This is a genomic window from Streptomyces sp. Tu 3180 (assembly GCF_009852415.1).
GTDB lineage: Bacteria > Actinomycetota > Actinomycetes > Streptomycetales > Streptomycetaceae > Streptomyces.
The window spans coordinates 1,122,319-1,136,760 of record NZ_WOXS01000002.1 but is presented as its reverse complement, the minus strand read 5'-3'; the positions used below and the strand labels follow the sequence as shown (position 1 = coordinate 1,136,760).

12 protein-coding genes and 2 pseudogenes are annotated in these 14,442 nt (G+C 73.6%); 10 read left to right on the top strand and 4 right to left on the bottom strand.

Features of this window, described 5'->3' with window-relative positions; genetic code table 11:
• The first annotated feature begins 74 nt into the window (after positions 1–74).
• Positions 75–989 (top strand): MBL fold metallo-hydrolase, encoded by a 915-nt coding sequence (locus GL259_RS06015; RefSeq protein ID WP_159529878.1) that lies wholly within the window; start codon positions 75–77, stop codon positions 987–989.
• Positions 990–1,011: 22 nt separating this feature from the next.
• Complete coding sequence (locus GL259_RS06010) at positions 1,012–2,502, top strand: carboxylesterase family protein (protein ID WP_159529876.1); 1,491 nt, start codon at positions 1,012–1,014, stop codon at positions 2,500–2,502.
• Positions 2,503–2,769: 267 nt separating this feature from the next.
• Here GL259_RS06010 and GL259_RS38595 read toward each other — a convergent pair.
• Positions 2,770–2,865, bottom strand: a pseudogene (locus GL259_RS38595) (IS6 family transposase); the annotation flags it as partial.
• A gap of 234 nt (positions 2,866–3,099) precedes the next feature.
• Between GL259_RS38595 and GL259_RS37595 the strand changes: the two are divergent.
• From GL259_RS37595 to GL259_RS05990, 5 genes are all read left to right on the top strand, one after another.
• The gene (locus GL259_RS37595; protein ID WP_166461432.1) at positions 3,100–3,261 is read left to right on the top strand and encodes a hypothetical protein; all 162 of its coding nucleotides are present in this window, start codon (positions 3,100–3,102) and stop codon (positions 3,259–3,261) included.
• Positions 3,262–3,723: 462 nt separating this feature from the next.
• Entirely contained in the window at positions 3,724–5,214 is a 1,491-nt protein-coding gene (locus GL259_RS06005; RefSeq protein WP_208026441.1) for a serine/threonine-protein kinase, read from the top strand.
• A gap of 280 nt (positions 5,215–5,494) precedes the next feature.
• A complete protein-coding gene (locus GL259_RS06000) occupies positions 5,495–5,959 on the top strand; it encodes a hypothetical protein (protein ID WP_159529874.1) in 465 nt (154 codons plus the stop codon).
• A complete protein-coding gene (locus GL259_RS05995) occupies positions 5,956–7,131 on the top strand; it encodes a zinc-dependent alcohol dehydrogenase (RefSeq protein ID WP_159529872.1) in 1,176 nt (391 codons plus the stop codon). Before GL259_RS06000 ends, GL259_RS05995 begins: the two co-directional genes overlap by 4 nt.
• Before the next feature lie 11 nt (positions 7,132–7,142).
• Positions 7,143–7,841 (top strand): phosphodiesterase, encoded by a 699-nt coding sequence (locus tag GL259_RS05990; protein WP_159529870.1) that lies wholly within the window; start codon positions 7,143–7,145, stop codon positions 7,839–7,841.
• A 56-nt stretch (positions 7,842–7,897) separates the two neighbouring features.
• Here the strand turns inward: GL259_RS05990 and GL259_RS38590 are convergent, their stop codons facing one another.
• Positions 7,898–8,305, bottom strand: coding sequence for a hypothetical protein (locus GL259_RS38590; RefSeq protein ID WP_243762260.1), 408 nt, complete (start codon positions 8,303–8,305; stop codon positions 7,898–7,900).
• A 91-nt stretch (positions 8,306–8,396) separates the two neighbouring features.
• A pseudogene (locus GL259_RS05985) lies at positions 8,397–9,443 on the bottom strand (MFS transporter); the annotation flags it as partial.
• Positions 9,444–9,478: 35 nt separating this feature from the next.
• Between GL259_RS05985 and GL259_RS05980 the strand changes: the two are divergent.
• The 3 genes from GL259_RS05980 to GL259_RS05970 all read left to right on the top strand — a co-directional run bounded on the left by GL259_RS05980 (position 9,479) and on the right by GL259_RS05970 (position 13,771).
• Positions 9,479–11,077, top strand: coding sequence for a CocE/NonD family hydrolase (locus GL259_RS05980; RefSeq protein WP_243762259.1), 1,599 nt, complete (start codon positions 9,479–9,481; stop codon positions 11,075–11,077).
• A 234-nt stretch (positions 11,078–11,311) separates the two neighbouring features.
• A complete protein-coding gene (locus GL259_RS05975) occupies positions 11,312–11,980 on the top strand; it encodes a TetR family transcriptional regulator (protein WP_159529868.1) in 669 nt (222 codons plus the stop codon).
• A gap of 186 nt (positions 11,981–12,166) precedes the next feature.
• The gene (locus GL259_RS05970; protein WP_166461625.1) at positions 12,167–13,771 is read left to right on the top strand and encodes an MDR family MFS transporter; all 1,605 of its coding nucleotides are present in this window, start codon (positions 12,167–12,169) and stop codon (positions 13,769–13,771) included.
• 125 nt (positions 13,772–13,896) lie between these two features.
• On the opposite strand, the gene GL259_RS05965 is transcribed toward GL259_RS05970, so the two are convergent.
• Positions 13,897–14,328, bottom strand: coding sequence for a TIGR03618 family F420-dependent PPOX class oxidoreductase (locus tag GL259_RS05965; RefSeq protein ID WP_159529866.1), 432 nt, complete (start codon positions 14,326–14,328; stop codon positions 13,897–13,899).
• Positions 14,329–14,442 lie beyond the last annotated feature (114 nt).

Below are 14,442 nucleotides of genomic sequence, written 5' to 3'. Positions count from 1 at the left end.
CACGTTACGGATACCCCGGCCGCCGGGGCCGCCCGTACGGTTCGGGAAATCCCCCGAACTCCCAAGGACGCCTCATGGACCACATCACGCTCGGCAAGGTCAGCGTCACCCGGGTGCGGGAATACTTCGGCTCCGTCGAGATGACGCCCGACACCTTCTTCCCGGACATCCCGAAGGGAGTGTGGGAGGACGGCGAACCGTGGCTGACCCCTCATTTCCTGGATCCCGAGACCAACACCGTGAATTCCGCGATCCAGACCTGGCTGCTGCGCAGCGAGGGAAGGACCATCCTCGTCGACACCGGCGTGGGCAACCACAAGGAGCGCCCGTACGCGCCGGTCTGGAGCCACCTCGAGACGGACTTCCTGACCGATCTCGCCCGGGCCGGAGTCGAGCCCGAGGACGTGGACATCGTGATCAACACGCATCTCCACATCGATCACGTCGGCTGGAACACATACCTGGACGGCCGGCAATGGGTGCCCACTTTCCCCAACGCCACCTATCTGGTGCCGAAGGACGACTTCGACTTCTGGAATCCCGAGAACGGCCACGAACCGCTGCTCGGCCGAGGCAACCAGAACGTCTTCGAGGACAGCGTGGCTCCGGTGCACCGGGCCGGCCGGACACTGCTGTGGGAGGGCAGCCACCAGATCGACGCCGGTCTGCGCCTGGACGCGGCTCCCGGACACACCCCCGGCTCCTGCGTCCTGACCCTCACCTCCGGGACGGACCGCGCGGTGTTCGTCGGCGACATGCTGCACAGCCCGGTGCAGATCCTCGAACCGGACGCCAACAGCTGCTTCTGCGAGGACCCCGCGGGCGCCCGCGCCACCCGCCGCAAGGTACTCGGCTGGGCGGCGGACAACAACGCACTCGTGATCCCCGCGCACCTGGGCGGCCACGGCGCCGCCGAAGTGGTGCGGGAGGGAAGCAGGTTCGCCATCAAGGGCTGGGCCCCCTTCGCCCCGTACACCGAGCAGGCCTGAGACCCCACGGAAAGGCACCGCCGTGAACCACCACCCCGACCCCGTCGTGACCACCGCGCAGGGAGCCGTCCGTGGCCTGTGCCGGGGCGGCACCACCGCCTTCCTGAACATCCCCTACGCCGCCGCGCCCCGCGGCGCCGGCCGGTTCGCGCCGCCGCAGCCCCACGAGCGGTGGGACGGTGTACGGGACGCCACCGTGCCCGGGCCGAACGCGCCGCAGTCCGAGCGCAGGCTCGGCCACGTGGACATGTCGCCCTACTTCGGAGCCGGCTGGAGCCGCGGCGAGGACTACCTCACCGTCAACGTCTTCACGCCCGCAGCGGCGAAGCGCGACCTGCCCGTCATGGTGTTCGTCCACGGTGGCGGATTCGTCGCCGGATCGACGCGGTCCGCGCTCCACGACGGCTCCGCCTTCGCCCGCGACGGCGTCGTCCTCGTCACCCTCAACTACCGGCTCGGCGTCGCGGGATTCCTCGACCTCCCCGACGCGCCCGCCAACCGCGGCCTGCTCGACGTCGTCGCCGCGCTGCGCTGGGTGCGGGAGAACATCGCGGCCTTCGGCGGTGACCCGCACCACGTCACCCTCTTCGGCCAGTCGGCGGGGGCGACCATCGTCGGCGGCGTCCTCGCCACCCCCGAAGCCGCGGGCCTCTTCCGCCGGGCGATCGTCCAAAGCGGCAGCGGCCTGGGCGCGTTCACCACCGAGCAGGCCGCCCGCGTCACCCGGGCGGCGACCGAGATCCTGGGCATCGAGCCCCGGGTCGACGCCTTCGCGGAGCTCTCCGACGAGCGCCTGGTCGAGGCCGCCTCCCGCCTCGCGGGCATCGATCTGAGGACCGGGACCCACCGCGACCCGCTGATCGGCCTCAGCCCTTTCAGCCTGGTCCTCGACACACAGCCCGCCGAATCCGTCGCCGCCGGTTTGAGCGCCGGTGTCGACCTGCTCATCGGGACCAACACCGAGGAAGGAAACCTTTACCTGGTCCCCGTGGGCAAGTACGCCACCTCGACCGCCGAGGACGTCGACGACGCGGCGGCACGCTCGCACCCCGATCCGGTGCGACTCGTCGAGACCTACCGCAAGACACGCCCCGAGGCGTCCTTCGGTGAGCTGCGCTCCGCCATCATGGGCGACGCGCTGTTCGGCGCGGGCAGCTGGGCCCTGGCCGGGGCGCACGCCGCCCATGCCCGGTCCGCCACGTACGCCTACGAGTTCGCCTGGCGTTCCCAGGCCCTGGACGGAGAGCTCGGCGCCGCCCACGCGGTCGAGCTGCCCTTCGTCTTCGACCTCTCGCGTCTTCCCCGGCTGCACGGCCGCGCCGCCCTGCTCGGACCCGAGGAGCCACCCGCGGACCTCGCCGCCCGCATGCACGCCACCTGGATCCGGTTCGCCAGGACGGGCGACCCCGGCTGGGACCCGTACGACACCGAGCGCAGGCCGACCATGCGCATCGACGCCGAGTGGACCCAGGTCGACGACCCTCGCAGCCAGGAACGACAGGCCTGGCGCTGACCCTCGTACAGGTCCCTGCGCACCCCCTCGGAGGGCACGCCGTGCCCAGAACCGTCACCACCGAGGACGCCCTCGCCCTGACGGCCCCGCTGTCCCGAGGGATCCGCGGGGGCCCCGTCCCGCGGGTCTCCGGGCGGCGTTGTCACGGTGTGGGGTGCAGGGGTGTCTGGCGGTGTGCCGGGGCGCGGTGGAGCCGGGTTCCGGCCGTGTGGTCACGGCGCGGTGGACACGCCGGCGGCGCAGCGCGCCCGCGCACCGCTGCCGGACTCGGCGCACCGTCTCACGGGAGACGACGGTCCCGCGCTCGAGCATGGGCTCCTCGGCCTCGCGGGACGGCAGCGGGAAGCGGAGGCACAGCCACACAGTGGGGGGATGACCTCGACCGGACAGCCGGTGCCCCTCGTACGACGCGGCCGGACGGGCGGACATCGGCCGGTTTTGGCCGGGAATGTCGTCGACCGGCCACGGCGGATCGGCTCGGTTTGCCGTACTCCGAGTAACAAGATCACAGTTGACGTGTGCGCCTCAGGCAACCGATTGAGGTGCCCTCCCCCGTGCCCGTGATCCGTGGCACCCGGCCGACCATCAGGAAAACCCATGCAGCCGTCATACGACCGCCTCGAGCAGGCGCGCCAGGACTACGAACACCACCTGCGGGCCTGTCGTCAATGTGACGCGGACGGTGCGCAGTGCCCCGTGGCCAAGCACCTGAGGCGCCTGTACAACAACCTCGCCAGAACGGCCCGTTCCGCCCGGTGACCGCACCGGTGCCGTCGCTCTCCGGACGGTGACGCACCGTCCGGAGGGCGACGGCGCACGCGGGCCCCCGCGGCCGGACGCGCCTCGCGCCGGGCACGCGCGCCCGGCTCCGGACCACCGGGGGAGAAAGGCGGGCAGCGCCTCGCCGACCTCTTCGGCGTGAGCCGACGGCGTGCCGTGCGGGGCGCCTTCGCTCTCGACGGAGCCGGCCGGGGGGCACCGCCCCGCGGACGGGCCGGGCGGTGGCGCGGACGGGAAGTACGCAGGCCGGACGCCCTGCGCGTCGCGGGTGCGTCCTGTCCCTGCCACCGATCCCCGCGTGACGGTCTCCCCGGGACGCGAACAGGCCCCGGCTTCCCGAACCCCTTCCGGGACGGATAGCCCGGCCTCTCGCGGGTACGTGGGACCGGCGCCGTCGGTGACGAGCGCCTGCACGAACCCCTCGAGGCGTTGGGAGACGGAATGAGGCTCCGTGAGTCGGCTCTGGCACTGGCCTCCCGGTGCTCCGCCGAAGTGCTCGCCGGACGGTACCGCCTGGACGCGCTCATCGGCTCGGGCGGTGCCGCCGACGTCCACCGCGGACTCGACCTGCGGCTGCGGCGGCCGGTGGCGGTCAAGGTCTTCCGCACCGGCGCCGACGCCGACATGGAGGAGCGCTTCCGGAGCGAGGGGGTGATCCTGGCCCGGCTGCAGCATCCGGGGCTGGTCACCGCGTACGACACCGGACTGCACAACGGCCGTGCCTACCTGGTCATGCAGCTGATCGAGGGCCCCACGCTGAAGGGCCGCATCGCCGCGGGCCCCCTGCCGCCCGAAGAGACCGCCGCCCTCGGCGCCGGCCTGGCCCGGGCCCTGGCCCACGCCCACGAGGCGTCGGTCGTTCATCGCGACGTCAAGCCGTCCAACATCATCCTGGACCGGTCCGGCACCCCCCACCTGACCGATTTCGGTGTCTCCCGGCTGCTCGACGCCACCACCCGCACCGACACCGGCGCACTCATCGGCACGGCGGCCTACCTCGCACCCGAGCAGGTGCTCGGCCGGCCCGTCGGCCGGCCCGCCGACATCTACGCCCTCGGTCTCGTGCTCCTCGAATGTCTCACGGGCAGGCTGGAGTACGAGGGCGCCCCGCTCGAGGCCGCGATCGCGCGGCTCCACCGCCGGCCCGTCCTGCCCGACTCCCTGCCGGAAGAACTCCGGTCCCTGCTGAGGGACATGACGGCCCTGGACGATCAGTCCCGTCCGACGGCGACCGACTGCGCCCGGAGACTGGCAGCCCTGGCGGGAACGGCCGGCCCCGTGCCGTTTCCGTCCCCGGCTGCCGCAACGGCCGCGGCCACGAGCCTCGTTCCGAGCCGGACGCCGGTGCGGGACGCCGGCCCCACCCACCGGGACCCGCCGCCCACCGCGGGCACGGCCGGACCGAAGACCGCGTCCGCACGCGGCCGGGCCCTGATCGCCGGTGGAACCGCCACGCTCGCCGCCGTCATGGCCGCCGCCTTCGTCGTCCCCGACGGTTCCCCGAGCCAAGGGAGCGACGCCCGTGCGCCCCGGGCCGTCGACCGCCCCTCCACGCAGGCCGAACCCCCGCATGCCTCCTCCACGACGAGGAACGGGACGACACCGGCGACTCCGCCGTCCTCCCCCCGCGACACCTCCGCCGGACCGCCGCGCGACACCTCCGCCGGACCGCTCGGTGACACCGCCACCGAACGCATCACCCGTGCCGTCCCCACCGTCCCGGGCCGGACACCGGACACCGGCGCCGCAGACACCGGCGCCGCCCCGGCACCGGACTCCGGCTCGCGCGTGACCCCGAGCGGCCGGACGCCGGACGGGCCGGGTACGGAGGCGGGCGCCTCGTCGAGGACGAAGACCCCCGACGCACGGCCCGGCACGCCCGGGAGGACCGAGAAGACCCGGACCGGGCCCCAGGCGGAGAACAAGCGGTGAGCGGTGAGACGCACACCGGGCCCTGCACCCGTACCGGTGCGCGAACCCGTACGGAACGATCGAGCGCCGCAAGGCCGCGGTCACCTGGTGGCGCCGGAAGGCCGCGGTCGCCCGGTGGACCGTTGCACGGCGTGCCGCCCGGGCACCCGGACCACCGGGCGGACACCCCCCGGCGCGTTCCGGACGGCTCGGCTGGTCACCGCCGTTTCACTCCGGCGGTCGCGGAAACCCGCCGCAGGACGGCGACGGCCACGTGCCGAGGCGGAAGGCGGCTCATCTCATGAAGAAGGCGTTGTGGATGGTCCCGGCGGTCGCCGCCGGGACCGTGGCGGTGCGCAGGGCCCGGTCGGGAAACCGGGCCGACGACCGGGCGGGCGACCGGTGGCTCACGGTGACGGTCAACCGCCCGATGACGGACGTGCGGCCGGACGGGAGGCTGCCCGCTTCCCTGCAGAGGCTCGAGGACAGGATCGACGTGCGGGTCCGTCCGGCACCGGGCGACCGCGGCACGGAACTGGCGGCGCGGCTGAAGGAACCGCCGTCCGACCTGTCGTCCTCCCTGCCCGCGCGCCTGGCCGGACAGGATCCGCGCCAGGAGGTCCGGGTCGCGCTGCGCGAGGCCAAGGCCCTCCTGGAGGCGGGTGAGGTGCTGCGGCCCGACGCGCCGCCGACGACCCGTCCGACCGCGGGCGGCCGGCTGGTCGGCCTGATCGGCCGACGCTCCGGCGGGGAGGGAGTGCTGTGAAGGCCCTGTGCTGGGAAGGCGTGAACAAGCTGTCCGTCGAGAACGTCCCCGACCCGGAACTGCGCAACGACCAGGACGTCATCGTGCGTCTGATCGCGGGCACCACCTGCGGCTCCGACCTGCACCTCATCGGCGGCTACATCCCGGCGATGCGCGCCGGTGACGTGATCGGCCACGAGTTCGTCGGCGAGGTCGTGGAGACCGGGTCCGCCGTGCGCAAGCACAAGGTCGGCGACCGGGTCGTCGTCTGCTCCTTCGTCGGGTGCGGGCGCTGCTGGTACTGCGCCAACGACCTGTGGTCCCTGTGCGACAACACCAACACCAACCCCGGCGCCGGCCAGGCACTGTTCGGCTACGAGACCGCCGGCATCTTCGGCTACTCCCACGCCATGGGCGGCCTGCGCGGCAGCCACGCCGAGTACGTGCGCGTCCCCTTCGCCGACTACGGTGCCTTCTCCGTCCCCGACGGCATCGACGACACCAGTGCCCTGTTCGTCTCCGACTCCGTGCCGACCGGATGGATGGGCGCCGATCTCGGGGGCGTCAAGCCCGGCGACGTGGTCGCGGTCTGGGGCTGCGGCGCCGTGGGGCAGATGGCCGCCAGGGCGGCGCTGCTGCTCGGCGCCGAACGGGTCATCTCCATCGACCGCGTTCCCGAGCGGCTGGCCATGGCCGAGCGGTACGCCGGCTCCGAGACCATCGACTACACCACCACGGACGTAGCCGCCGAACTGCGCGAACGCACCGGCGGACGCGGTCCCGACGTGTGCATCGAAGCGGTCGGCATGGAAGCGCACAGCGACGGCCCGATGCACCTGTACGACCAGGCCAAGCAGCAGCTCCGGCTCCAGACCGACCGGCCCACCGCCGTACGCCAGGCCATCCACGCCTGCCGCAAGGCCGGCACCGTCTTCGTCCTGGGCGTCTTCGCGGGCGCGGTCGACAAGTTCCCGCTCGGCGCCGTGATCAACAAGGGGCTCACCGTGCGCGGCGCGCAGATGCACGGGCAGCGCTACATCCCCATGCTCCTGGAGCGGCTCGCCGCCGGCGAGATCGAGACGGCCCACCTGGCGACCCACACCGTTTCGCTCGACGAGGCACCCACGGCCTACGACCTGTTCAAGCACAAGACCGACGGCTGCGTCCGCGCCGTCATCCGTCCCGGCTCCTGAGGCGCCCCGTGATGCTCGAGAGGGCCGCGCACCGAGTCGCCGGCCGGCTGGCGCGGTGGCGCTCGGCCCCGGCCCTGCACCCTTACGGAGTGCTGTGCTCCGGAACGCTGGACGTGCCCGGCCGCACCGGCGCGGGATGGGGCGTGCCGTGGCTGGACCGGCCCGGATCCTACCTGGTGACCGTGCGCTGGTCCCGTGCGCTCGGCCTGCCCGGACGGCTGCCGGACGGACTGGGCCTGGCCGTACGGGTCACGGATGCCGACGGTCCCGGCACGGTCCTCGACATGCTGCTCACGTCGAGCGGCTCCGGCCGCCTCGGCCGCCGGCTGCCGCTGCTGCGGCCCAGGGCCCTGGCGGGACCGTACTCCACCCTGCTGTCCTACCGGGTGGGCGACCGCGCACGCGTGCTGGCGGCCTTCCCCGTCCCCGGCACCGCCGGCCCGACCGGGGGCTCCGTGCCGGCGCTGCGCCGGGCGGTCGTCGACCGGCCCGTCCGCTTCGACCTGCGCGCGGCCGCCGCCGGCGAACCCTGGCGCACCTTCGCCTCGCTGACCCTGGAAGAGGTGCGCAACGCCCCGGTCACCGACACGGTGTCCTACGACCCCTACGCCCACAGCCTGCCCGGACTGCGCCCCACCGGACGCCTGCGCCGACTGCGCGACGCCGCGTACGCGGGCTCCCGCCGCGGGCGAACCGCAGGGCGCGCGTGACCGACGGCGGGAGGTCGGCCCCGGGGCGCGGCAGCCCCGGACCCGGGCCCGACCGCCTACATGGGGGCCGGTTCCGGTGTGCCGTCGCGCCCGGACGGCAGGGGCGCGGACACCTCGTCCCCGGCGGAGTCCCCGGCGGAACGGCGGGTGTGGGTCCCGGTCATGCCGAAGGAGGTCAGCGCCGCGGCGACGGCGGCCGCCGCGGCGCACACCAGGAACGCGGTGCTGAAGCCGCTGCCCAGGGCGTCCAGGGCCAGACCGTGCGCCGCGGATCCCGGCGCGCCCGGCGGCAGGCTGTTCACGGCGATGGGCCCTCCGGCCTCGGCGGTCTCGCGTGCCGCCGCCACCTGACCGGCCGGCAGGCCGGTGCCGGACAGGTTCGCCGCGAACGCGGACCCGGCGCCGCTGAGGGCGACCGCGCCGACGACGACGGGGCCGAGCGCGAAGCCGAGGTCGCGCAGCATGTTGGCGGTGGCGCTGGCCGTGCCCGCCAGGTGCGGGGGGGGGCACGCTGTTCAGCGCCACGGCCGTCACCGAGCTGACGGTCAGGGCGAAACCGGTGCCGACCAGCAGGGCGGGCGCGACGAACGCGCCGAGCCCCGGGTCGGTGACGTCCAGCCGGGCGCACAGCAGGCAGCCGATCGCCATCAGGGCGGATCCGGAGGTCAGCAGCCAGGAGGCGGCGACCCGGTGGAGGAGCCGCGAGACGACCGGGACGAGGAGGAAGGCGGGCCCCTGCAGGAGCAGGAAGGGGATCGCGACGCGGATCGGGTCCTGGTGCTGCACGGGGCCCAGCCACATGCTCGTCGCGAAGCAGGCGCCGAGGAAGGCGAGCATGCCGATGACGGCGACGGCGGACGACACGGTGAAGGCCCGGTTGCGGAACAGCCCCAGGTCGAGGATCGGGGACTCGGCGCCCAGTTCCACCAGCACGAACCCGGCGAGGAAGCACGCGCCGAGGGCGAAGGCGAGCATGACGGGAAGGGTGGTCCAGCCCGACTCGGGCCCCTCGACGGCGCCGTACGGCACCAGGACGAGGCCGACGGCGAAGGTGATCTGACCGGGCACGTCGAGCCCGCGGCCCTCGGGTGCCTTCGACTCCGCGGCCAGTGTCAGGGTGAGCACCGTGCAGGCCAGGGCGAGTCCGACGAGCACCCAGGAGGAACCGCGCCACGACCCGATCCCGGCGAACATGCCGACGAACAGGGGTGAGACGGCGGCGCCGGCGGACAGGAAGCCGCTCCAGAGCGCCACCGCGTGCGCCCGTTCCCGCATGGTGCGGGTGACGGCGGTGATCGCGGTGAGCGAGCCGGGGAACATGGCGCCGGCGCCCAGTCCGTTCAGGGCGGCGCCGATCCACAGCACCTGGACGGTGGGGGCGAGCGCGGACACGGTGCTGCCCGCGGCGACCAGGGCCGTGCCGGACGCGACGAGCCTTCGCCGTCCGAAGAGGTCGCCGAGGACCCCGAAGGTGAACTCGAAGCAGACCACGGCGATCATGAACGCGGCGGTGATCCACGTGAGCTGGGAGCCGTGGGTGTCCAGGTCCTCCTGGAAGAGGCCGTTGAGCGAGGCGGGCAGTGCGTTCGCGACCTGGGCCACGAGGACCGCGCCGCGGGCGGCGGCCAGTGTTCCCGGTGGCCCTGAGCCCGTACGGCAAGGAGCCGCAGGCCCTCGCGCTCACCACGCCGCCGCAGCGCCGGCCCAGCCCGATGCGGGACGGCTGCATCGAGGCGGGCGACATCGCGCGCGTCGTCGAGGAGGGCTACGTCCACGTCATCGGCGACCTGCGCGGCTCGGGCGCCTCCGGGGGCGAGCACATCGGCAACTACAACGCCGGCGGCGTCCCTCTCGGCCAGGACGCGTACGACTTCATCGAGTGGGTCGCGGCGCAGCCGTGGTGCGACGGCAACGTCGGCATGATCGGCATCTCCTGCTTCGGCTCGATGCAGGTGCTGGCGGCGGCCGAGCGGCCGCCGAGCCTCAAGGCGATCTTCGTCAGCGGCGGCCACTACGACTTCTACGAGACCACCTACCACGGCGGCGTCATGTGGTTCATGCCGCGTGCCGCCCGTGAGGGACGCGGCGGCGACTCCGGCTGGGCCTTCACCGACGGCGTCAAGTCCCGCATGCTGGAGACCTGCTCGCCCGGGGAGATCGAGAGGCGCGTCGCCGAGCGCCTGCGGGACCCGGACGTGGCCGCCTGGCCCAACCTGGTCCATGTGCTCAACCACCCGAAGAACCACGAGGCCCGGTTCGACATCGTGATGAACGAGGTCGACGGCGAGTGGTACGAGGAGCGCAACCCGATCACGCTCGCGCCGAACATCGACATCCCGGTCTGGCTCCAGATCGACCAGGGCCGCGGCTGGACGATGGACGGCACCATCGAGCCGTACAAGGCGCTGAAGGGCTCGAAGAAGCTCGACATCGGCCCCTACCCGCCGATGCAGTCGCGCCCCTTCGTCGAGGAGCACGACAAGATGTTCCGCTGGTACGACTACTGGATCAAGGGCATCGACAACGGGGTCATGGACGAGCCCGCCGTCACCGTCCACGTCGAGGGCTCGCGCGAGACCGTCACCGGCGCGCAGTGGCCGCCGAAGGACGTCGAGTACAGGTCGCTCCACTTCCGCCCGCGCCGGGGCCTCTCCTTCGAGCCCGAGCCGATGGGCGCCGAACACGCCGCCCCCGACGGCTTCTACCGGGCGCCGCTGACGGTGACCGACAAGGTGGAGATCCTCAGCTGGAGCACCGCCCCGTTCACCGAGCCCACCGAGATGATCGGTCAGGGCGCGGCGCACCTCTTCGCCGAGATCGACCAGCCCGACACCAATTTCATCCTGCGCCTGTGGGACGAGGCTCCGGACGGCAGGCGCCGGCTCGTCACCACCGCCTACCTCAAGGCCTCGCACCGCGCGCTCGACGAGGAGCGCACCACCGGGGGCGACCCCCACCACCCGCCCATCCGCGCGGTGCCGGTCGAGCCGGGGCGGATCGAGGAGTACGTGCTGCGCGTCTGCCCCTCCGCGGCGACGTTCCTGCCGGGCCACAGGCTGGTCGTGGAGCCCTCCGACGGCGAACCGCTCGCCGACGAGCACAACGCCCTGCTGCCGCCGGACGCCTTCCACCTGCCGGTGGGCCGTCCCGTCACCCACACGACCTACCGCGATGCCGCGCACCGCTCCCGGCTCGTGCTGCCCTTCACGACGCGCGAGGCGGCGGAGAAGGAGTAGCGGGCAGCCGCGTGCCGCACCCGGCGCCCGTCGCGCCCGCCGCATCCGTGCGGCGGGCGCGACGGGCGCCGTGGGCTTCGTGACGGTGCCGTCCCCGGGTCGACCACGGACAGGGCGCCCGCGGTCCGGTCGGCGGCGCGGACCGTCCCGCCGTTCCGGACGGCGACACCGGGAGGAGACCGCCGGGCCGCCGGATCCGCCGCTAATTTTGCACGACGTGCATCTTTGCATACCATGCAAAACATGTCGGAGAAGAGCGCCTCGGGGGGCGGACTGCGGGAGCGGAAGAAGCGGGCGACGCGTGCCGCGCTCGCCGAGGCCGCGGTGCGGCTGGCCGCCGAGCACGGCGTGGAGAAGGTCACCGTCGAGGCGATCAGCGCGGCGGCCGGGGTGTCCGTGCGGACCTTCTTCAACTACTTCGACACACGCGACGACGCCTTCGTCGTGATCGACGCGGACACGGGCGCCCGGATACGGCGGGCGGTGCTCGATGCGCCGGCCGCGCTCTCCCCGCTGGAGGCCCTGCGCGAGGCCATGGTGGCGGAGCTCGCCGAGGCCGAGCAGCAGCACGAGCTGTGGCGGCTGCACGCCCGGGTGCTGCACGCCTCGCCGCACCTGCTGGTGCGCAGTCTCGGCGCGCACATGGCGGACGAGACCGGACTGGCCGAGGCCATCGCCGCCCGCATCCGCTCCGGCGGCCGGCCGGCGTCCGGGTCCGGGACCGACGAGGAGCGGCGCGAGGCGCTCGACCTGTACCCGCGGCTGCTGGCCGCGGTGGCGGGCACCGCGGTGCGCACCAGCGTGGAGCACTGGTGCGCCCGGCAGGAGGAAGTGGCCTTCCTCGAGGTCTTCCAGGAGGTGTTCGCCCTCCTCGCCGCCGGTCTCCCCGCCCCCTCCGCCTGAGTCACCGCGCAGGCCGCCCGGCCCCCGGCCCCCGGCCGCGGCCGTCACCCCCGCTGTCCGTCCGCGCCCCGAGTGCGCCGACGCGCCGACACGCGCCGGCGCCCGGCCCGCGCGGACCGTCCGACCACCACCGAAAGAGATCTCGTGACCTCACCCCCGGCGCCCGACGACGCGCCTCCCGCCGCCATGACCCACCGGCAGATACTCCAGGCCATGTCCGGTCTGATGGCCGGCATGTTCGTCGCGATCCTGGCCGGCACCGTCGTGTCCAACGCGCTGCCCACGATCATCACCGACCTGGGCGCCAGCCAGTCCTCCTACACCTGGGTCGTCACCTCCGAACTGCTGGCCATGACCGCGACGGTGCCCCTGTGGGGGAAACTGTCCGACCTCTTCAACAAGAAGCTGCTGCTCCAGCTCTCGCTGGGCATGTTCGTGATCGGCTCGCTGCTGGCGGGCTTCTCCCACGGCGTCGGCCTGCTGATCTTCAGCCGGGTCGTGCAGGGCATCGGCGCGGGCGGCCTGACCGCCCTCGCGCAGGTCGTGATGGCCGCCATCATCCCGCCCCGTCAGCTGGGCAAGTACGCCGGCATCTTCGGCGCCGTCTTCGCGGTGGGCACCGTGGCCGGGCCGCTGGTCGGCGGTGTGCTGGTGGACACCTCCTGGCTGGGCTGGCGCTGGTGCTTCTTCATCGGCGTGCCGTTCGCCCTGCTCGCCATCGCCCTGCTGCAGCGCACGCTGCGGCTGCCCACCACGCGGCGCGAGGTGCGGATCGACTGGCTCGGCGCCTTCCTGATCGTCGCCGGTGTCTGCGCGCTGCTCATCTGGGTGTCGCTGGCCGGCAACGAGTTCGACTGGGCGTCCTGGCAGACCGCCGCGCTCGCGGGCGGCGGCGTGCTGCTGCTGGCCGCCGCGGTCCTCGTGGAGGCCCGCACCCCCGAGCCGGTCATCCCGCTCGACATCTTCCGCAACCGCACGGTGACGCTGACCACCGTCGCCAGCCTGCTGGTCGGTGTCGCCATGTTCGGCGGGACCGTCTTCCTCTCGCAGTACTTCCAGGTCTCCCTGGGCAAGTCGCCGACCGTCGCCGGTCTGATGAGCCTGCCCATGATCCTGGGCCTGCTGGTGTCGTCGACCGTCGCCGGGCAGGTGATCAGCCGGACCGGCAGGTGGAAGCGGTACCTGGTGGCGGGCGCGGTCGTCATGACCGCCGGTCTCGGCCTGCTCTCCACGATCGACGCGGACACCTCCTTCGCCCTGCTCAGCCTCTACATGGCGGTGCTCGGCGCCGGCGTCGGCATGCTGATGCAGAACCTGGTGCTCGCCGCCCAGAACGACGTGCCCGCCGCCGAACTGGGCGCCGCGACCTCCGTGCTGTCCTTCTTCCGCAGCATGGGCGGCACCATCGGCACCAGCGTCCTCGGCGCGATCCTCGCCAACCGGGTCACCAGCGAGATGACCGAGGGGCTCAGGGAAGCGGGCGTCACCGCGCCGGCCGGTGAGGGCTCGGGCGAGGGCAGCGTCCCGGACATGTCCGCGCTGCCCGCCCCGATGCGGTCCGTCGTCGAGCACGCCTACGGCGTCGCCACGGCCGACCTGTTCCTCATCGCCACGCCGTTCGCGCTGCTCGCGCTGGTCGCCGTCGTGTTCCTGAGGGAGAAGCCGCTGAAGACCACCAGTGGCATGGAGCGCCTCGCCGAGGAGTCCGGCGGCTCGGACGCCGCCCCGGAGCGGGGACCCGGGCACAGCCCGTCGCCGGCGGGCAAGGACCCGGCGACGCCGGTCGGCTGAGCCGGAACCCGGCAGGCGGGGACGCAGAACCGGACGGGGCCTCCCGCCCACCGCATGGTGGGCGGGAGGCCCCGTCCGGTGAGTGACCGTTCCCCCCGTCGCCGGACCCCGGGAGGCCCGCGGCGTCACCAGCCGGGCGGCTTGGCGGTGCCCAGGGCGCGGGTGACGGTGATCTCGATGACCACCCGGTTCGGGTTGACGCGCGGCTGCCTGTAGCGCTCGGCGTAGCGGCGCTCGGCCTCGGCCACGGACTCGGCGTCGTCCCTGACGACGGCGGTGCCCTCCAGGGTGCACCAGCGCCGGCCGTCGACCTGGCTGACGGCGACCACGGCCCCCGGGGCGGCCCGGCGCACGTTGCGGACCTTCTTGCTCCCGGCGTCGCTGATGACCCGGGCGACACGGGTCTCGGGGTCGTACGTGACCCCGACGGGCACCAGGTGCGGGGTGCCGTCCTCGGGGCGCAGGGTGGTCAGGAAGCACACCCGGCGCTCCTGCCAGAAGCCGGCGTCGGTCTTCGCTCCGGCTTCGGTGCCGGCCGGCGGGGTGTCGGGGGACAACGCTTCTCCTCGGTGCGAACGGCGGCCGTGCGGGAGGGCCCCGTCACGTCCGGGCGGTGCGGGCCCGGGACCCGCACGCCGACCGTACGCCGTGGGCCGCCCCGCCCGCACGCG